Source organism: Alkalihalobacterium elongatum (genome assembly GCF_019024285.1).
Classification (GTDB): domain Bacteria; phylum Bacillota; class Bacilli; order Bacillales; family Bacillaceae_F; genus Alkalihalobacterium; species Alkalihalobacterium elongatum.
Genome location: NZ_WMKZ01000030.1, coordinates 1 through 19452 on the forward strand (window position 1 = coordinate 1; position 19452 = coordinate 19452).

At 41.3% G+C, this 19452-nt stretch carries 17 protein-coding genes; 15 read left to right on the forward strand and 2 right to left on the reverse strand.

What is annotated here, in order from left to right; translation table 11 throughout:
- On the forward strand, positions 1–1363 hold a 1363-nt coding region (locus tag GKP30_RS19960), incomplete at its 5' end, for a PDZ domain-containing protein (protein ID WP_216831232.1).
- Positions 1364–1465: 102 nt separating this feature from the next.
- On the forward strand, positions 1466–1684 hold the full coding sequence (locus GKP30_RS19965; RefSeq protein ID WP_216831233.1) for a DUF2198 family protein: 219 nt from the start codon (positions 1466–1468) through the stop codon (positions 1682–1684).
- 81 nt (positions 1685–1765) lie between these two features.
- On the opposite strand, the gene GKP30_RS19970 is transcribed toward GKP30_RS19965, so the two are convergent.
- Positions 1766–2932: an anti-sigma factor gene (locus tag GKP30_RS19970; protein WP_216831234.1), complete on the reverse strand. Its 1167-nt coding sequence runs from the start codon at positions 2930–2932 to the stop codon at positions 1766–1768.
- Entirely contained in the window at positions 2922–3425 is a 504-nt protein-coding gene (locus GKP30_RS19975; RefSeq protein WP_216831235.1) for a sigma-70 family RNA polymerase sigma factor, read from the reverse strand. Before GKP30_RS19975 ends, GKP30_RS19970 begins: the two co-directional genes overlap by 11 nt.
- Positions 3426–4174: 749 nt before the next feature.
- On the opposite strand from GKP30_RS19975, the gene uvrB reads away from it, so the two are divergent.
- The 13 genes from uvrB to hisD all read left to right on the forward strand — a co-directional run bounded on the left by uvrB (position 4175) and on the right by hisD (position 19452).
- Entirely contained in the window at positions 4175–6151 is a 1977-nt protein-coding gene (uvrB, locus tag GKP30_RS19980) for an excinuclease ABC subunit UvrB (RefSeq protein WP_216831236.1), read from the forward strand.
- Between the two features lie 7 nt (positions 6152–6158).
- Positions 6159–9032 (forward strand): excinuclease ABC subunit UvrA, encoded by a 2874-nt coding sequence (uvrA, locus tag GKP30_RS19985; protein WP_216831237.1) that lies wholly within the window; start codon positions 6159–6161, stop codon positions 9030–9032.
- 460 nt (positions 9033–9492) lie between these two features.
- A complete protein-coding gene (locus tag GKP30_RS19990; protein WP_216831238.1) occupies positions 9493–10608 on the forward strand; it encodes a DUF4097 family beta strand repeat-containing protein in 1116 nt (371 codons plus the stop codon).
- Between the two features lie 19 nt (positions 10609–10627).
- A complete protein-coding gene (locus tag GKP30_RS19995; protein WP_216831239.1) occupies positions 10628–10831 on the forward strand; it encodes a PspC domain-containing protein in 204 nt (67 codons plus the stop codon).
- Positions 10831–11184, forward strand: a complete 354-nt coding sequence (locus GKP30_RS20000) for a phage holin family protein (RefSeq protein WP_216831240.1) — start codon at positions 10831–10833, stop codon at positions 11182–11184. The genes GKP30_RS19995 and GKP30_RS20000 overlap by 1 nt, the downstream gene beginning before the upstream one ends.
- Positions 11185–11687: 503 nt before the next feature.
- Positions 11688–12626 carry an HPr(Ser) kinase/phosphatase gene (hprK, locus tag GKP30_RS20005; protein WP_216831241.1) on the forward strand — a complete coding sequence of 313 codons (939 nt, stop codon included), beginning with the start codon at positions 11688–11690 and terminating at the stop codon, positions 12624–12626.
- A gap of 69 nt (positions 12627–12695) precedes the next feature.
- Positions 12696–13580 (forward strand): prolipoprotein diacylglyceryl transferase, encoded by an 885-nt coding sequence (lgt, locus tag GKP30_RS20010; protein ID WP_216831242.1) that lies wholly within the window; start codon positions 12696–12698, stop codon positions 13578–13580.
- A gap of 25 nt (positions 13581–13605) precedes the next feature.
- Positions 13606–14565, forward strand: coding sequence for a nucleoside recognition domain-containing protein (locus tag GKP30_RS20015; protein ID WP_328703190.1), 960 nt, complete (start codon positions 13606–13608; stop codon positions 14563–14565).
- Positions 14555–15196, forward strand: a complete 642-nt coding sequence (ppaX, locus tag GKP30_RS20020) for a pyrophosphatase PpaX (RefSeq protein WP_216831243.1) — start codon at positions 14555–14557, stop codon at positions 15194–15196. Before GKP30_RS20015 ends, ppaX begins: the two co-directional genes overlap by 11 nt.
- A 2-nt stretch (positions 15197–15198) precedes the next feature.
- Positions 15199–15720 (forward strand): acyltransferase, encoded by a 522-nt coding sequence (locus tag GKP30_RS20025; RefSeq protein WP_216831244.1) that lies wholly within the window; start codon positions 15199–15201, stop codon positions 15718–15720.
- A gap of 636 nt (positions 15721–16356) precedes the next feature.
- Positions 16357–17547 (forward strand): ATP phosphoribosyltransferase regulatory subunit, encoded by a 1191-nt coding sequence (locus GKP30_RS20030; RefSeq protein ID WP_216831245.1) that lies wholly within the window; start codon positions 16357–16359, stop codon positions 17545–17547.
- Complete coding sequence (gene hisG, locus GKP30_RS20035) at positions 17540–18181, forward strand: ATP phosphoribosyltransferase (protein ID WP_216831246.1); 642 nt, start codon at positions 17540–17542, stop codon at positions 18179–18181. The genes GKP30_RS20030 and hisG overlap by 8 nt, the downstream gene beginning before the upstream one ends.
- A complete protein-coding gene (hisD, locus tag GKP30_RS20040) occupies positions 18178–19452 on the forward strand; it encodes a histidinol dehydrogenase (RefSeq protein WP_216831247.1) in 1275 nt (424 codons plus the stop codon). The genes hisG and hisD overlap by 4 nt, the downstream gene beginning before the upstream one ends.

Here is a 19452-nt window from a genome sequence, read left to right on the forward strand (position 1 = left end):
GCGTCTAGTGGACTTCGCTCTCCTCCTTACGATAAGTCAACATCGGCTCACTGACGATCGCCGTGTATCCTTTATCTCATACGGAGAGGCTCCAGTCCCTACGTCGCAAAACGGACGCTTCCGCTTTTCTTTTTTTATTCATCAGGGGAAGGAACTAGGAGAAATGATTATGGAATGGTTGGTTACATTACTTCAAGGGATTGGTTACGTCTTTTTACATCCATTATTTTATATTGGTTTTTTCACGATGCTTATTATTGGAATTGCCCGAGTCAAACGCGAACGAGAAGATTTTCATACGAAGGTGTATGACTTTATTGATGAAACGGTCATTTCATTAGTTCCTGGGATTGTGACAGGAATGGTGATTTCTCTCTTTGCGATTGGTTTAGGGATCGTCGTTTCAGTAGAATTTTTAATGCTAGTTACTGCTATTTATTTATTATTTATCGCCTCAACACAAATTAGATGGGTTTCGCCTTCATACGTAATTCCAGTTGTTGTGTTAGGGATGTTTTTATTTACACTTGCTCCGTCGACGGTTTCAGTTCCAGTCATTGGGCAGCTTTCATTTGAATTTAGTGAAAGCCATATTGTTTATGCGGTTATCTTAATGGCGTTTCTTTTAATAGGCGAAGGGTTTCTTATTCGGACAAATGGTCATAAGAATACATCCCCGAAATATCTAAAAAGTAAACGTGGAATGTTAATTGGTGGACATGAGTCCAAGCGATTATGGTTCGTTCCAGTTTTTCTTTTACTACCGAATGGGATGGTGCCAAGTGTTGATTTCTGGCCAGTCATCGCACTTGGTGAACAGGGAACGTTTTCGATTATTCTTGTTCCGTTTCTCGTAGGGTTTCATCAGCTGATCAGAAGTTCGATGCCTGTACCTTTTATTCAGAAGTTTGGAACTCGCGTGATCTTATTAGGTGTCGTTATTAGTTTGTTAACTGCTGGTGCTTATTTTTATCCACCTATTGCATTGGTCGCTGCCGCTGCCGCATTACTAGGAAGAGAGTGGATTTGGAGGCGACAAAAACACCAGGATGAAAGAAAAATGAGTTATTTTACGCCACAACCGTCTGGTGTCATGGTGCTTGGGGTCATCCCTCGTTCACCAGCTGCTAAACTGCAGTTGCGTGTCGGAGAAGTGATCGTCAAGGTGAATGGGCAAAAGGTCAATGATCAAATCCAATTTTACGATGCTTTACAAAGAAAATCAGCTTTTTGTAAATTGGAAGTGAGGGATCAAGACGGGGAAATTCGTTTTGCTCAAACGGCCTTGTACGACGGACAACATCACCAACTTGGCGTTCTTTTACTAAAAGCCGAATATGAACTTCAAAATTCTGTTGTTTAACGAGGCTTTATTACGTAACTGATGAGGTTGATTCAGTCATGTTTTTTATGACTGAATCATTTTTTTCATACAATTTATAGATGTGAAAGGGGCTAGGACGATATGTTACAATTTTTTTTAGCGATTGGATTACCTTTTTTATTAATGGTAGTAGGTACAAGGATTTCCTATAGTGTAATAGGCGCTTTAATTGTTACACTTATGATTATGATTTTTGCTGTACAAATCCATCTAATGTCTTGGCTCGCTATCACATTCGCAATCGTATCCTTAATCGCAGGGATAAGAATTTCATTGGATTTGAGAAAGCCAAAAGAATAAAAGCTGTAGGGAGAAATGCCTCTCTACAGCTTTTTGTTGCAATTTGATTTTTAATAAGGCTCTATGGTCATCCGCCAAAACTTAGTAGTCAAAATGATGCCAATTCCAAAAAGTAACTTCATCTACTTGGACGTTTGCTATCCAGGGCTCTTCCTGTAGGGCTAAAATTTCTTTTGTCGGACCTGTAAGGACTACGCCGTAATGTGCAATGCCTGCTTTTTCAAAGTACTCCAATTTTTCGGATAAGTTTAAACGATTTCGTGCGATTTGATTTGCCTTTTTTTCATGTGGTTCAAGAAATTGAAGAGTTTTTAAAAATTGATCGTGTAGAACCGTTTCATCCCCAACTTCGTAGTCTGGTGACGTGCGGCCCTCCATAATAATACGTCCAAATAAAAAGCCCTTTTCTTCAGAGCGTGATGTCATGATCATGTCATCCTCATGCCAAATAGGGAAGGATGGAAACCCGATTGGATCGAAAATAATGCCTCCATGAAAGTCATCAAGTGCTTCTGGTCCCGTATCGACAGCCAGCCATGATAGATCAAGGTCTTTTCCTTCTAACAATTGAAAAACTTCGTTAGTGCCATACAACCGATCAAACGATACATAAGCCGATGCCACTGTTCCTTCTGGTAGCTTTTCAAGTTGATTCCAATCCGAGTCGCCGTATTGTTCGTGAGATTCAGGGTGAAAAAAAGTTGGATGTGATTGGCTTTTGGGGCCATAATCATTAATTTCAGGAAAGCCCATCATTGAAAGTAAAAAATTCACTTTCATATCCCCAACAGTAATCGTTTCATTGCCGACTCTCTTTCGGATATCACGAGTTGCCTCCATCTGGAAAAACGTCTTTGCATTCACGCTCGTTCCGCCTAAGTGCCCGTCAGGCTGGGTAACTGTCAGCGTATGGTCAATTATGTTTTGAAACACTTCACTTCGATCAGGAGTACCCCAACTATAATAGACTGCTGTCAAAATGGAAGTCACAATAAGAACTCCTAGGAACATCAGAAGGGCAGTTCCAGCTGTTTGAAACCGAGCTTTCCACTTACTCCTTTTTAATATTTTTCGCTGTTTTTTATCATTGAAGCTACTAGTAGGTCTTTCAAGAGTAGGTTCTTTTTTTTCTAAATACTGTTGATAGCTTTCGAGTTTTTCAAGCTCCTGCTCAAATTGTTCGAGCTCGCTTCCTGTTAGCTCTCCTTTTTCATACGCATCGAGTTTCTTTTGAAAATCATCCGTCATGTGTATTCACGCCTTTCTTTTTACGAATTGCCTGTCGGCCACGAAAAAGCAGTACCTTAAAATTGGCTAACGATACATTCATCACACCAGCTGCTTCTTGGTATGAAAGTTCATTAAAATCATGCAGTAAGACAGCTAACTTTTGTTGTTCAGGTAAGTGTTCTAAAAGATTAATAATCTCTTGAATTTCCTCACTAACTATCATTTGGTCTTCGGTACTTCTGCCTCTATGAAAAAAATTTGAAAAGAAGTTTTCTTCCTTTATCACGGTCCGGTTCCGCTTTCGTTCATAATCAATGAAAGCGTGATGGGCAACGGTGAATAGCCACGATTTAATCGATTCACCCTCGTAATTCTCTACGTAGAGATGAGCTCGGAAAAACGTTTCTTGTACGAGGTCCTCTGCTGTATAGTGATCATGACAAAGCGAAAGGAGAAAGCGATAAATATGCGGAAAATACATTTCATAGATCGAGTCGATCGTTTCTTTCATTGCGCTCCTCCTTTCACTAATAACACGGTTGAAATTCAAAAAAGTTACAGCTATTTATAAAAAACTTTTAAGGGGACTAAGACGAGTTTAGTATGAGGCGGCCGTAGTTTCGTGATCAAAGAGGGCTACGTTCACAATCATCATCAACTATTATAGTAGACTATTTGTTTGTCTGGTGGATGAATTTGGGAAAAGTAGTGTAGTAAAGGGAGGTAACTCCAATACGAGTAAAAACCAGGGACACCAACCTTGAACTTAGAGCACAGTTAACCTAAATTCTGTAAGATATTAGTCCTAAACGAAGCAATAGAACAGGAACTTTCCAGTTACTGTAAAACGCGAGTACCAAAAGCCAGTTTAGAGCACCAATTTTTCAGTAACAGTAAAAACAAGGCGCTAAACTCAAACTCTGAGCTCCAGTGAATCAAATACTGTAAAATGCCACTACCAATCAGAGCTAGCGATAGCAAAGAAAACTGCCAAAAACCAGCTCGAAAATCACCCCTCCACCTTTACACCCCTACCACCACAGAATCAACTAATGCAGCATAAGTTAGGGAATATACGTTCGTTAAAATTGTGTATAGTGGGGGGCTGTGTGTTATAATGAAATGGTTGAAAAGGAACGTAATGATGAGCTTGAACAGCATTTAGATCAAATTTTATGGTAAATATAGGAAAAACAAGGGCCACCGCATCATAAACGGTGCTGTCCGCTGTTTTCTAAAATGTAAGGAGGAACAAAGGCGATGGAGCAAAGTTTTGAGTTAGTCTCTAGATATCAACCTCAAGGGGATCAACCAGCAGCGATTAAGGAGCTTGTAAAGGGGATCGGTGAAGGGAAGGTACACCAGACGCTACTAGGGGCGACGGGTACTGGAAAAACATTTACAATCTCTAATTTAATAAAAGAAGTCAATAAACCGACGTTAGTCATTGCCCACAATAAAACGCTAGCGGGTCAGCTGTACAGTGAGTTTAAAGATTTTTTCCCGAACAATGCGGTTGAATATTTCGTGAGCTATTATGACTACTATCAGCCAGAAGCATATGTTCCTCAATCGGACACGTATATTGAAAAAGATGCGAGTATTAATGAAGAGATTGATAAACTTCGACACTCGGCGACAAGTTCACTTTTTGAGCGAAAAGATGTCATTATTATTGCGAGTGTTTCATGTATATATGGTTTAGGTTCACCAGAAGAGTACCGTGACCTCGTCGTTTCACTTCGAACGGGAATGGAGAAAGAGCGCAATGAATTGCTGCGTGACCTGGTCGACATTCAATACGATCGCAATGACCTTAATTTTACGCGTGGTACGTTTCGAGTTCGTGGTGATGTCGTTGAAATCTTCCCCGCTTCACGTGACGAGCAGTGTATTCGAATAGAGTTTTTTGGTGATGAAATTGAACGCATTACAGAAGTTGATGCATTGACGGGTGAAATTAAAGGCGAACGAAACCATGTGGCGATCTTCCCAGCTTCCCACTTCGTTACGCGAGAAGAAAAATTAAACCGTGCGATCGTTAATATTGAAGCTGAACTCGAGGAGCGTTTGGAGGAGCTTCATGAGAAAGGTAAGCTACTTGAAGCGCAGCGCTTGGAGCAAAGAACGAAATATGATTTGGAAATGATGCGGGAAATGGGCTTCTGTTCTGGGATTGAGAACTATTCGAGACACTTAACGTTCCGAAATGAAGGAGATACACCGTATACGTTACTTGACTTCTTCCCAGAAGACTATTTAATCGTCATCGATGAGTCGCACGTGACATTGCCGCAAATCCGCGGGATGTATAACGGGGACCGTGCCAGAAAACAAGTGTTAGTTGACCATGGCTTCAGGTTGCCGTCAGCGCTAGATAACCGTCCGCTTCAGTTTGAAGAGTTTGAAGGGAAAACGAATCAAATCGTTTACGTCTCAGCTACACCAGGCCCTTATGAATTAGAAAAAACACCAAAAGTAGTTGAACAGATCATCCGTCCAACTGGCCTACTTGATCCGACGATTGAAGTCCGTCCAATTGAAGGGCAGATTGATGACTTAATTGGGGAAATCAATGAACGTGTTGCTCGGAAGGAACGGGTCCTTGTCACCACACTAACGAAAAAAATGTCAGAGGATTTAACTGATTATTTAAAAGAAGTCGGAATTCGGGTGCAATATATGCATTCCGAGATAAAAACTTTAGAGCGGCTTGAAATCGTTCGTCAGCTTCGAATAGGAACGTACGATGTCCTCGTCGGGATCAACCTGTTGAGGGAAGGGCTCGATATTCCAGAAGTTTCGTTAGTGACAATTTTAGATGCCGATAAGGAAGGCTTCTTGCGCTCAGAGCGGTCACTGATTCAGACGATCGGACGTGCAGCACGTAATGCAAGCGGTCATGTCATCATGTATGCCGATAAAATGACGAAGTCGATGAAGATCGCGATCGATGAAACGAACCGCCGTCGTCAAATTCAAAAAGAATATAATGAAAAACATGGCATTACGCCAATGACAATACAGAAGAAAATACCTGACATTATTCAAGCGACTTACGCTGCAGAAACAGATGAGACTTATACAGCGGCACCGACGATGAAGATGAGCAAGAAGGATCGTCATGCAATGATCGAACGAATGGAAAAAGAAATGAAAGATGCAGCAAAAGATTTGAACTTCGAACGTGCAGCGGAATTGCGTGATTTAATTTTAGAGCTAAAAGCGGAAGGATGAAGGTAAGATGGCACTCGAAAATATCATCGTTAAAGGAGCACGTTCTCACAATTTAAAAAATATCGATGTGACGATTCCCCGAAACAAGCTAGTCGTTTTAACGGGGCTTTCTGGGTCTGGGAAGTCGTCGCTCGCTTTTGATACAATTTACGCCGAAGGGCAACGTCGTTATGTTGAGTCGTTATCCGCTTATGCCCGCCAATTTCTAGGGCAAATGGACAAGCCAGATGTCGATGCAATTGAGGGACTTTCACCAGCGATTTCTATTGATCAAAAAACGACGAGTCGTAACCCGCGTTCAACGGTCGGTACCGTAACGGAGATCTATGACTACTTACGTCTACTCTTTGCTCGAATTGGACGACCTATTTGTCCGAAGCACGGGGTAGAAATCAGCTCACAAACGGTGCAGCAAATGGTGGACCGTATCATGCAGTATCCGGAACGAACGAAAATGCAAATACTCGCACCGGTCGTTTCAGGACGAAAAGGTGAGCATGTCAAAGTGCTTGAAGACATTAAGAAGCAAGGGTTTGTGCGGATTCGTGTCGACGGTGAAATGCGTGAAGTGGCCGAAGACATTGAACTCGAAAAAAATAAAAAGCATAGTATTGAGGTCGTTATTGACCGTATCGTCATGAAAGAAGGGATTGGTGCCCGGTTAACGGACTCGATTGAGACGGCACTTGGACTTGGAGACGGCCGTGTTCTCGTCGATGTAATCGGCGAAGAAGAGCTGCTTTTCAGCCAGCACCACGCATGTCCCCATTGTGGTTTTTCGATTCCAGAGCTTGAGCCGCGTATGTTCTCATTTAACAGTCCGTATGGTGCTTGTCCGACTTGTGATGGCTTAGGAACAAAACTGGAAGTTGATTTAGAACTCGTTATTCCAGATCGTTCGAGAACATTAAATGACCATGCAATCGCACCATGGGAACCGACGAGCTCACAATATTACCCACAGCTTCTAAAGTCTGTGTGTGATCATTACGGCATCGATATGGATATACCAGTCGAGCAAATTCCAGAGTCATTATTAAATAAAGTTTTATATGGTAGTGGAGCTGATAAAATCTACTTCCGTTATGAAAATGAATTCGGACAAATACGCGAAAATAATATTATCTTTGAAGGAGTTTTAAACAACATCGCTCGTCGTTATCACGAAACGTCATCTGATTACATTCGTGAACAAATGGAAGGCTATATGGCGCAGCACCACTGCCCGAAATGTAAAGGGAATCGCTTGAAAAAAGAGAGCCTTTCGGTATTGATCGGTGGAAATCATATTGGTGATGTAACGTCATTGTCAGTAAAAGATGCGAAGGTCTTTTTTGATGGGCTTGAACTCACTGACAAAGAAATTGCGATCGCCCGTCTTATTTTAAAAGAAATTAATGAACGCCTTGGTTTCTTAATTAATGTCGGACTTGATTACTTGTCGTTGCAGCGCTCTGCAGGAACGCTTTCAGGTGGAGAGGCCCAGAGGATTCGCTTAGCGACTCAAATTGGTTCGTCGTTAATGGGTGTTTTATATATCCTCGATGAGCCGTCAATTGGTTTGCACCAGCGAGATAATGACCGGTTAATTGAGACGCTGAAGCATATGCGTAATCTAGGCAACACGTTAATCGTTGTTGAACACGACGAGGATACGATGACCGCCGCTGACTACATTATTGATATTGGACCTGGAGCGGGTGTGCATGGCGGAATGATTACGGCACAAGGGACACCAGAAGAAATTATGGAGGACCCAGAATCGTTAACTGGACAATACTTATCAGGTAAAAAGTTCATTCCGCTGCCAACCGAAAGACGAAAGTCAGATGGCCGGTCACTGACGATTAAAGCGGCAACCGAAAACAACCTGCAAAAAGTGAATGTAGATATTCCATTGGGTGTATTTGTCGCAGTAACGGGTGTCTCTGGATCTGGAAAAAGTACGTTAATCAATGAAATCTTATATAAATCGCTCGCGCAAAAACTTCATAGAGCAAAAGATAAGCCAGGATCACATAAAGAAATCACAGGACTTGAGCATGTCGATAAAGTTATTGATATTGATCAGTCGCCGATTGGCCGTACACCAAGGTCGAACCCTGCAACATATACAGGCGTATTTGATGATATTCGTGATGTATTTGCGTTAACAAATGAAGCAAAAGTACGCGGCTATAAAAAAGGTCGTTTCAGTTTTAACGTCAAAGGTGGACGCTGTGAAGCTTGCCGCGGTGATGGAATCATTAAAATTGAAATGCATTTCTTGCCAGATGTATATGTTCCGTGTGAAGTGTGTCATGGAAAGCGTTATAACCGTGAAACGCTAGACATTACGTATAAAGGAAAAACGATTGCCGACGTACTAGAAATGACGGTGGAAGATGGTCTCGAATTCTTCGCGAACATCCCGAAGATTAAGCGGAAAATTGAAACGTTAGCTGATGTAGGACTCGGTTATATGAGATTAGGTCAGCCAGCCACGACTTTGTCTGGGGGAGAAGCGCAGCGTGTCAAGCTAGCATCCCAGTTACACAAACGCTCAACAGGAAAAACATTGTACATTTTAGATGAACCGACGACAGGTCTTCACGTCCATGACATCGACCGTTTATTAAAAGTATTGCAACGATTAGTTGATAACGGAGATACGGTGCTTGTAATTGAGCATAATTTAGATGTGATCAAAACAGTCGACCACATTATTGACCTAGGCCCTGAAGGCGGCGATAAAGGTGGTCAAATCGTTGCCACTGGTACGCCTGAAGCTGTAGCTGAAGTAAAAGGATCATACACAGGTCATTACTTAAAGCCAATTCTTGAACGAGAGCTAAAGCGGATGGAAAATCGTGTGAAGGAAAAAGAATTATTGAAGAAATAGGCTTTTTCGTATCCTTGTTCCTTTGTGGCAGCAAATGCTTTACGCAAGAGCGTGAAGAAGAGCAGAGCATTCGCTGTGGGCTCGGTTCCGCATCATAGAGGAACAACCCTTGAGAAAAGGGTCTAATAGTAATGTGACGTCTTCTAGAGTAAAGAAAAGCGATAGGACGTTAAACCTAAAGATTATATTTGGCAAAATGAGCATAAATACTGACACGTAAACTTATAGTAATAACGACGTGTTGAGAAAAAAGTGGAGTTCAAAGAAAATAATTTAGGGCTGTAGCCAAGTGAATTGCTTGGCTACACATGTTTTATGGTGATCAATTGGAATAAGTCCAATCGATTAAGAATATTATTAGAACTTTTTTAGGATATTTAATTAATTTGTAACTTTTTTCTGCATAGGACGTATGTATTATTGAATTAAGAAAAGATTTTCCATACAGGAGTTGATCTAAATGGAAGAACGTAAAATGATCCTGAAAATGATTGAAGACGGTAAAATCACTGCAGAAGAAGGCCTAAAGTTATTAAATGCCCTTCAGCAAGATGAACCAACAACAACGAAGAAAACAGAAGCGAAGCCGAAAGAAAACCAGCAAACAGCATTATCTGAACGTGTAGATTGGGACAGTAAACGTCAGTCTCGACGTACCTATCGTCAATCATCTGGTGCAAGTTTTCTTACAGGTTTTCTTGAAAACGCGATTCAAAAAATCAGAGATTTAGACTTAGACTTTAATTTTGGCCCGTTTATCGAAGTTGAACATATTTATCATCACAAAAATTTTACTGGTAAAGAGTTAGATTTCTCATTAGAAAATGGCTCAGTCACTTTAATTCCTTGGGAGGAACCAGACATTCGTGTCGAGTGTAAAGCAAAAGTCTATCGTGCACGTGATACCGAAGATGGCCGCCAAACCTTTTTACAAGAAACAGTGTTTGAAGGTAGAGAAGATCGCATCCGTTTTTATTCAAAAGTGAAAACTATTAAAATCCAAGCAACATGTTACATTCCTAAAGAGCACTACGAGGCGATTAAGTTGTATACGTTTAATGGACATATTAAAGGGGAAAACCTCCAAGGAAGCAAACTCGAATTGAAAGTGGTTAATGGAAGTATCCAACTTTCTGATATCGAGAGTAAGAAGCTTTATGCAGAAACTGTCAGTGGGCCAATTGATATAACAGCTGCTCACAATGATTGGTGTGAAGTGAAGACGATGAATGGCGCAATCACATTAGAAGGTAAAAATATTGATGTCAGTGTTGAAACAGTCAATGGACAAATCAATTACCGCCTGGATGAAGTTTCAGAGCCATGCTATGCTGATTTACAGGCAGCGACAGGAAGTATTAATGTATCTTTGCCAGCAGAATTGCGTGTCGAAGGAAAACTAGAAACGAATGTTGGTGGATTTACTTGTGACTTGAACGGACTCGAAATCGTCGAGGAGAAAAAGGATTTTGTTCAAAAAACACTTTCATTTATTGCAAATAAAGAATGTTCGCCGCGATTTAAATTAGAAGCGGAAACGAATACAGGTTCTATTCAAATTGAGCAGCGCTCGTAAAATTGCGAGGTGAAGCAAAATGCAAAAAAGATTATTTCGTACTATACATGATCGAAAGCTAGCGGGTGTTTGCGGAGGACTTGCCGCATATTTCGGTATTGACCCGTCTCTCGTCCGCGTTCTTTTTATCATTCTTTTCTTTGTGACAGCTGGGTTTCCACTGTTGCTCGGATACATTGCCGCGGCGTTTGTTATCCCAAATGAAGGAGATATTGTTGATTAATGGGCTGGCTCATACATCTACTCGTTAATAGTATTACGCTCCTGATTGTTGCCCATTTCTTTGTACAGTTTCATATTTCAGGATTTGGAGCAGCCTTCTTTGCCAGTATCATTCTATCGATATTAAATTTTATCGTCAGACCGATCTTAGTATTCTTAACGCTACCCGTAACAATCCTGACATTAGGACTGTTCCTGTTCGTTATTAATGCGATTACCTTAAAATTAACGGCCGCTTTCATGGGTTCAGGATTTGTGATCGAAGGCTTTGGCATGGCGATATTAGCAGCGATCATTATTACGATCCTAAACACCCTCATCCAAAAAATGATTGTAGAGCCATTAAGAAAATAAATATAATAAGTTCCACTCAAGCACTGAAACATGTTGATTGTTCAGTGCTTTTTGTGGTTTTACTCATGGATGGAGGACATTTTTAGGAGTGGCCGAATTTAACAATTCAATTGATTCATGCTAGCGAGAGGGAAAAACGGAGAGATACAGGAACGCATGGAGGAAAAGCATACACCAAAAAGAACAAAAGGAAATTTGCGTTATCCAAAACAAAAGCAACAAACCCACACGCCAAAAGACTCCTCAAAAAATCATTCCATCACTGAAGACCTTTCTATTTACAATACAAAATTTTCCTTATAACATAGTTTTGTGTGAAACAGTCGGCTCCGTCCATTTCCACCCACGCATACAAATTCAAAAAAACAAATAGAAAGAAACTCGTATAGAATTAGTGCAATCCTCCTTTTATTTACACTTGTAATGCCTGCTCTTTTTTCAGGAGTACTTTTAAGGTTATAATGTGTAAGTAATGTTTGATGTATAGGATGGAGGAATATTGGATGGCAAAAGTTACGGCTAATGATTTAATAGAGAAGTTCCAGCTAGAGCTTATTAGTGGAGAGGAAGGCGTTTACCGACCGATTCCAACGAGTGATATTTCACGACCAGGAATTGAGATGGCTGGTTTTTTTACATACTATCCAGCAAATCGCCTTCAGTTACTTGGACGGACTGAGCTTTCGTTTTTTCAGCAATTAAATGATTACGATAAAAAAGAACGAATGCTTAAACTTTGCACTTATGACACCCCAGGTATTATTATTTCTAGAGGGCTAGTAGTTCCTGATGAGCTTGTAGCTGCTTCTGAAGAAAAAGGAGTGCCCATCTTACGTTCATCACTAACTACTACGCGTCTTAGTAGTAGATTAACGAACTATCTGGAAAGTCAACTTGCCCCTATGACAGCGATACATGGTGTTCTTGTCGATATTTACGGGATCGGTGTTCTAATTATGGGAGCGAGTGGTGTAGGTAAAAGTGAGACGGCGCTTGATTTAGTTCGTCGTGGTCATCGCCTGGTTGCTGATGATTCTGTTGAAATCCGACAGGAACATGAAGATACGTTAATTGGTCGTTCGCCAGAATTAATTAAACATTTACTTGAAATCCGAGGATTAGGGATTATTAATGTAATGACACTGTTTGGTGCTGGAGCGATCCGTCCGTTTAAAAGAATTGCGCTCGTCATTAACCTTGAGCTATGGGATCAAAAGAAAGCGTATGACCGATTAGGTCTGGAAGAAGATACGTTAAAAATCATTGATGTGGAAGTTCCTAAACTGACGGTTCCTGTTCGTCCAGGCCGTAACTTAGCGGTTATCGTTGAGGTCGCTGCAATGAACTTTAGGTTGAAACGTCTTGGAATTAATGCGGCGCAAGAATTCTCGGAGCGTTTAACGGATGTAATTGAAGAAGGAGATAGGGACGATTACTTATAGACAGATGCAGTTCAAAAGGATCTTAGCTACCTTTTTGGACAGATTTTATGAAATTTAGAGGTGAAATTTATGGAGGAAACGATTCAACCATTAAGTAGGATTGCCTTAGAATTAGGTCCAATTACCGTTTACTGGTATGGTTTATTGATCGGGTTAGGTGTTGTGGTTGGTTACATAATTGCAACACGCGAAACAGAACAACGCGGGTTACCGAAAGATACGTTTGCTGATCTTTTAATTTGGGCATTGCCAATTGCTATTATTTCCGCACGTCTTTATTACGTCATTTTCCGTTGGGAGCATTATGTTGATAATCCTTTAAAAGCCTTTGCTATTTGGGAAGGCGGCTTAGCGATACACGGTGGACTTATTGGTGGTGTCGCAACCGTTATTGTGTTTGCGAGAAGAAGAGGAATTTCGACTTGGAAGATTCTCGATATCGCTGCACCAAGTATTATTATTGCCCAAGCGATCGGTCGCTGGGGAAATTTTATGAACCAAGAAGTTTACGGTGGTCCAGTATCGCGCGAGTTTCTTGAAAGCTTAATGCTACCACAGTTTATCATCAATCAAATGTATATTAATGATCCGATTCACGGATTGGGGTATTATCATCCGACCTTTTTATACGAATCGATCTGGAATATATTAGGGTTTGCCTTATTATTATATTTACGCCGTGTGAATTTGAAGCAAGGTGAAATTTTCTTAAGTTATGTAATTTGGTATTCTGTCGGACGCTTCTTTATTGAAGGCATGCGTCTAGACAATTTAATGATTGGTGACTTTTTACGAACGGCGCAAATCGTTTCAATTATTTTAATTGTAGGAGCGGTGGTTCTGTGGATTTATCGCCGTAAGACAGGGTTAGCTTCTGTAAATTATTTAGATGAGGAACCTTCAGTAAAAACAACAGCAACAAATACAAAAGCGAAAAAGAAAAAGAAAAAGTAACTAGTTTTCAGGAGAGGAGCTCACAGTGGGAACTTTAAAACGGGGATTAATGGTAGGTTTTCAAACAACATGGACATTAGGGAAGATCATTTTCCCAATTACACTCATCATTACGATTCTCGGCTATACTCCAGTTCTTGAGTGGGTCGCTCAATGGCTAGCACCTGTGATGAGGTGGATTGGCTTACCTGGGGAAGCAGCAATTCCGTTAATTTTAGGAAATGTATTAAATCTGTATGCTGCGATTGGTGCCATTTTAACAATGGAACTCACCGTAAAAGAAGTGTTTATTTTAGCGGTAATGCTTTCGTTTTCTCACAATCTATTTGTTGAGTCAGCGGTAGCTGCAAAGGTTGGCATCCGAATGTCAGTCGTTCTGGCTGTTCGTTTAGGGTTAGCCTTTTTCTCGGCATGGGTCATTCATCTTTTTTGGCAGGGTGGAAGTGAAATCGCTCAGTACGGTTTTGTTTCATCGAGTAAAGAGGCCGAAGTATCTGGATGGTTGGCCATTGCATGGAAGGGAATTGAAAGTGCTACACTAGGAATAGCACAGCTTGCGCTCATTGTTATTCCACTCATGATTTTTATTCAAATTATGAAAGATTTGAATTGGTTAAAAGTATTCTCAAAATGGATGTCTCCGTTTACGAAAATGCTTGGCATTCGTGAAAATACGTCTACGACACTCGCTTCTGGCCTTATCTTTGGATTAGCATTTGGAGCAGGGGTGATGATTCAAGCGGTAAAAGAAGACGGAGTGAAAAAGAAAGATTTATATCTTGTGTTTATTTTCCTTGTCGCTTGCCACGCTGTCATCGAAGATACACTAATATTTATTCCATTGGGAATCCCGGTTTGGCCATTACTGCTTATTCGATTAGTAGTAGCGATTGTGTTAACAGTAGTAATTGCCTATATTTGGAACCGATATGAGAAAAAACAAAAGCAGCAAGTTACAGGAAAGGAAGCTGTTCATGAAAATTGATACACTGTTATTTGATTTAGACGGAACGTTAATTAATACTAATGACTTAATTATTTCTTCATTTTTGCATACACTTGAGCACTATTTTCCAGGTGAATATACTCGTGAAAAGGTGATCGAATTTATTGGTCCACCACTAGTCGATAGTTTTCAAGGTATTGACCCTGATCGTGTAGAAGAAATGATTACGATGTATCGCGAACACAACTTATCGAATCATGATCTGTTACTACAAGAATATGAAGGTGTGTTTGAAACGATCGAACGTCTTCATAAAGAAGGGTTTAAGCTAGCTGTTGTTACGACGAAAAGAAAGAGCACTGCGATTAGAGGCTTAGAAGTAACAGGTCTTGACCGCTTTTTTGAAGTTATCGTCGCGATCGATGATGTGGAAAAAGTGAAGCCAGACCCTGAACCGTTAGAAAAGGCAATGGCCGCACTAAAGTCTACAGCGGAAACGACAATCATGGTCGGCGATAGCCAGTACGATATTCTTGGTGGAAAAAACACAGGGACAGCAACTGCTGCGGTCGCTTGGTCGATTAAAGGTGAAGCGTTTATTCGCTCATATGAACCTGATTATATTTTAGAGGATATGAGAGATTTATTGAAAATTGTTGGAGTGGAGTAAATGTGAGAAAGACGAAACGGTATTCTGTCGAAGGTAGTAATTCGCTTTGGCAAATCTATAAAACAGTTCCTTTTTGGAAAGTAGCAAAAAGCTTTGTCGTCATTCAAGTAGCACGTTATACACCATATATCGGATTGAAAAATTGGATGTACCGTAACTTTCTCAACATGAAAGTCGGTGATCAAACGGCTGTGGCACTAATGGTCATGATGGACGTTATGTTTCCAGAAAAGATTTCGATTGGCCGCAATTCGATTATCGGCTACAACACGACGATCCTCGCTCACGAGTATTTGATCAAGGAATATCGCCTCGGTGACGTCATTATTGGCGATGAAGTGATGATCGGTGCAAATTCAACAATATTACCTGGTGTGACGATTGGTGATGGTGCGATTGTATCGGCTGGTACACTCGTCCACCAAGATGTTCCTGCGGGCAGCTTTGTCGGCGGAAATCCGATGCGCGTCATCTATACGAAAGAAGAGATGGAAGCGCGGAATAACGTGCAGTTTCTGGAGTAGCCAGTGGTAAAATTTAAAAAAGCGGGGGAGTTCAATTGCGGATTGAACTCCTCCGCTTTTTTTGTGGCGAGGAAGTGATTTTTGGTGTTTGGCTTATAAATGTGCACATTTGGATCATAAATGCGCAAGTTAGGATCATAAACCGAAAGTTAGGATCATAAATGGTCCAATTTGGCTCATAAACTAAAAATCACGCTCATAAGTACATTCGGTGCCAGGCACCTTTACCCTTTCACAGCGCTAAAGGTGCCTGGCACCAACCTTCCGCCCCCCACAATAATGGCAATTATTAAACTTTTTGCACATTTGGCGTTCCTTTCTTTTCCATCAGTGTTACTATAGTTTTAAATACATATTTGATTGAATTTATTCGATTGATGACCAACACATCAATTTTACTCACTAAAGCCAAATTAAGGTGAGGAAAATCATGTTCATATCGGTTGACGATTACAGTAGCTGAGTGTAAACTACTAAATAATATCCTTTATCTTGTTAGTATATTAGCGTACTAAAGTGTCGCGTCACATTAAAGTGCCACGCGAACTAAGCATCATGCCGCACTAAAGCGTCGTATCCACCACTAACGCACTATATTACGCTAAAGCATTGTACTAAAGTATGGAGTGTGAAAACATGACAAAGCCATTTATGTTTGAAAAACCAATTGGGATGAGAGACACCCTACCAGAACTATTTGAAACGAAGCAACGAATTGCCAATGATATAAATGAAGAAGTATCTCGTTGGGGATATCGGGCGATCCAAACTCCAACACTTGAATATTATGAAACCGTTGGTGTCGCATCAGCGATCCTCGACCAACAACTATTTAAGCTACTTGATCAAGATGGAAATACGCTAGTGCTAAGACCAGATATGACCGCACCAATTGCACGATTAGCGGCATCTAGCTTAAAAAACGAAGGGTACCCGCTACGCCTTTCTTACCATACAAATCTTTATCGCTCACAGCAGCGCGAAGGTGGAAAACCAGCTGAGTTCGAACAAATTGGTGTGGAACTCGTCGGAGACGGAACGGCAAGTGCTGATGCTGAAGTGATCGCACTTATGATCTCCACACTACGCAAAGCTGGCGTAGAGAACTTTCAAGTGGCAATCGGTCATATTGGCTACGTAAACGCCTTATTGCTCGAAGTGGTCGGAAATGAAGAGCGGGCCAATGTACTAAGACGTTATTTATATGAAAAAAATTACGTCGGCTATCGTCAGCACGTGAAAAGCTTACCTCTTTCTTCAATTGATAAAACGCGCCTCCTAGACTTACTTCAATTACGTGGCGGAAGTGAAAAGATTACAGCCGCATCTGAATTAGTTCAAAGCGAAGCGGGCGAGAAAGCTTTACAGGACTTAACAAAGCTTTGGGAAGCTTTAGAATGCTACGGTGTGACAGAATTTTTGAAAATTGACTTAAATCTCGTTATGCACATGAGCTACTACACAGGCGTTGTTTTTGAAGGCTATGGCAGTCGTTTAGGTGTTCCGCTTGGAAGCGGAGGACGCTACGATGAGCTGCTTGCTAACTTTGACCGTCCAGCCCAAGCAACAGGCTTTGGCATTCGTCTCGATTTATTAGTTGAAGCGATCGGTTCGAAAAAAGAACTAACTCCGCAAACGTGCATTATTTTCAGTAATGAGCGTAGAAAAGAAGCGATTGCTCTAGCAACGGAAAAACGAGAGCAAGGAGAGGCAGTGATCCTGCAAGATTTAGCAGGAATAAAAGATGTTGATGTTTTATCAGAACAATTTGCAGACGTCATCTACTGTATCGGAAAAGCAAAGAATGGAGGTGCTGGTGATGAGTGAATGGTTAACAGTGGCGATGCCTAAAGGTCGTATTTTTGAAGAAGCAGCTGATTTATTAAGAAAAGCAGGCTATGCTCTGCCAGCTGAATTTGACGACTCGCGCAAATTAATCGTTGATGCTCCAGAAGCGAAAATGCGCTTCATTCTAGCGAAGCCGATGGATGTTCCAACTTATGTAGAGCATGGTGTAGCTGACGTTGGGGTGGCTGGAAAAGATACGATGCTAGAAGAAGAACGAGACGTATATGAAGTACTTGATCTGAAAATTAGTGAATGCTATCTAGCCGTAGCAGGACTGCCAACGTATGAAAAGAAAAGTGAGATCGCTCCGAAAGTAGCTTCAAAATATCCAAATGTTGCGATCCGTTATTTTAAAGAACAAGGCGAGCAAGTCGAAGTCATCAAGTTAAACGGGTCGATTGAGCTGGCGCCTCTTGTTGGTTTAGCCGACCGGATTGTAGATATCGTATCAACGGGTCGTACGTTAAAGGAAAATGGCCTTGTTGAATTAGAAAAAATTATGGACATTACCTCTAGACTGATCGTCAACCCAGTGAGCTACCGCATGAAGGATGAATGGATTGATGATTTAGTGGAACGTCTGGCCAAAGTGATCGAGGTGGATGGCGAATGAAAATCGTTAACGTAACCAAAAACGTATCACTGAAACGAACGATTGAAACGGGAACAGAAACCCAGCAGCAAGCAGTAAATCAGATCATTGAAAAAGTGAAAGGCTATGGCGATGACGCATTAGTAGCGCTTACGGAAAAATTCGATGGTGTTCGCCTTAACTCTTTTGCAGTAACAAAAGACGAAATAGAAAAAGCGTACAAAGAAATTGAGGACGAAGCGCTCGCAGCGATCCGTGAGGCGATCGAAAATATACGTGATTTCCATGCGCGTCAAAAGAGAGAAACATGGATCACGACAAAAGAAGATGGAACGATGCTTGGCCAAAAAGTAACTCCACTTGATTCTGTTGGTGTGTATGTACCAGGCGGGCGCGCAGCATACCCGTCATCGATTATGATGAATGTCATTCCTGCTCAAGTTGCTGGAGTCGAGCGAATCGTTATGGTCTCTCCGCCGCAATCGAATGGTTCGTGGCCAGCAGCAGTACTCGTAACCGCGAATGAGCTTGGAGTGACGGAAATGTATAAAGTCGGCGGTGCACAAGCTGTTGCTGCACTTGCATATGGAACAGAAACGATTGCTCCAATCGATAAAATTGTTGGACCAGGAAATATTTTTGTTGCCCTTGCCAAGCGAGCAGTATTTGGACAAGTTGATATTGATATGATTGCGGGTCCGAGTGAAATTGTTGTATTAGCCGATGAAAAAGCTAATCCTATATTTATAGCGGCAGATCTGCTCTCACAAGCAGAGCATGATCCTATGGCATCAGCTATTCTTGTTACACCATGTGATAAGCTGGCGCAACTAGTTGCTGATGAAGTAGCCGTTCAACTTGAAACCTTACCGAAAAGAGACATCGCCCAAGCGTCCATCGAAGACTACGGTGCGATTTATGTGACGAACGACTTGACGGAAGCGATTGATGTTGTCAATCAGCTGGCACCTGAACATCTTGAAGTGTTGACAGAAGAACCACTCACATTGCTAGGAAAAATAAAGCATGCGGGCGCGATTTTTCTTGGTCCTTACAGTTCAGAGCCTGTTGGCGATTACTTTGCAGGACCAAACCACGTCTTACCGACGAACGGGACAGCCCGTTTTTCAAGTCCATTAAATGTCGATGATTTTACGAAAAAATCAAGCATTATTTACTATAGTCAAGCGGCACTACAAGCAAATGGCAAAAAAATCACAACACTCGCTCGTCTTGAAGGACTAGAAGCCCATGCACGAGCCATTGAAAAGCGACTAGAGGAGGAAAAGTAA

Bases quoted from the DNA above. Each gene is read 5' to 3' on its own strand.
- GKP30_RS19995 (WP_216831239.1), top strand. From the start codon at position 10,628: ATGCAAAAAAGATTATTTCGTACTATACATGATCGAAAGCTAGCGGGT.
- uvrB (WP_216831236.1), top strand. From the start codon at position 4,175: ATGGAGCAAAGTTTTGAGTTAGTCTCTAGATATCAACCTCAAGGGGAT.
- GKP30_RS19965 (WP_216831233.1), top strand. From the start codon at position 1,466: ATGTTACAATTTTTTTTAGCGATTGGATTACCTTTTTTATTAATGGTA.
- GKP30_RS20000 (WP_216831240.1), top strand. From the start codon at position 10,831: ATGGGCTGGCTCATACATCTACTCGTTAATAGTATTACGCTCCTGATT.
- ppaX (WP_216831243.1), top strand. From the start codon at position 14,555: ATGAAAATTGATACACTGTTATTTGATTTAGACGGAACGTTAATTAAT.
- lgt (WP_216831242.1), top strand. From the start codon at position 12,696: ATGGAGGAAACGATTCAACCATTAAGTAGGATTGCCTTAGAATTAGGT.
- hprK (WP_216831241.1), top strand. From the start codon at position 11,688: ATGGCAAAAGTTACGGCTAATGATTTAATAGAGAAGTTCCAGCTAGAG.
- GKP30_RS19970 (WP_216831234.1), bottom strand. From the start codon at position 2,932: ATGACGGATGATTTTCAAAAGAAACTCGATGCGTATGAAAAAGGAGAG.
- hisD (WP_216831247.1), top strand. From the start codon at position 18,178: ATGAAAATCGTTAACGTAACCAAAAACGTATCACTGAAACGAACGATT.
- GKP30_RS20030 (WP_216831245.1), top strand. From the start codon at position 16,357: ATGACAAAGCCATTTATGTTTGAAAAACCAATTGGGATGAGAGACACC.
- uvrA (WP_216831237.1), top strand. From the start codon at position 6,159: ATGGCACTCGAAAATATCATCGTTAAAGGAGCACGTTCTCACAATTTA.
- GKP30_RS19990 (WP_216831238.1), top strand. From the start codon at position 9,493: ATGGAAGAACGTAAAATGATCCTGAAAATGATTGAAGACGGTAAAATC.
- GKP30_RS19975 (WP_216831235.1), bottom strand. From the start codon at position 3,425: ATGAAAGAAACGATCGACTCGATCTATGAAATGTATTTTCCGCATATT.
- hisG (WP_216831246.1), top strand. From the start codon at position 17,540: ATGAGTGAATGGTTAACAGTGGCGATGCCTAAAGGTCGTATTTTTGAA.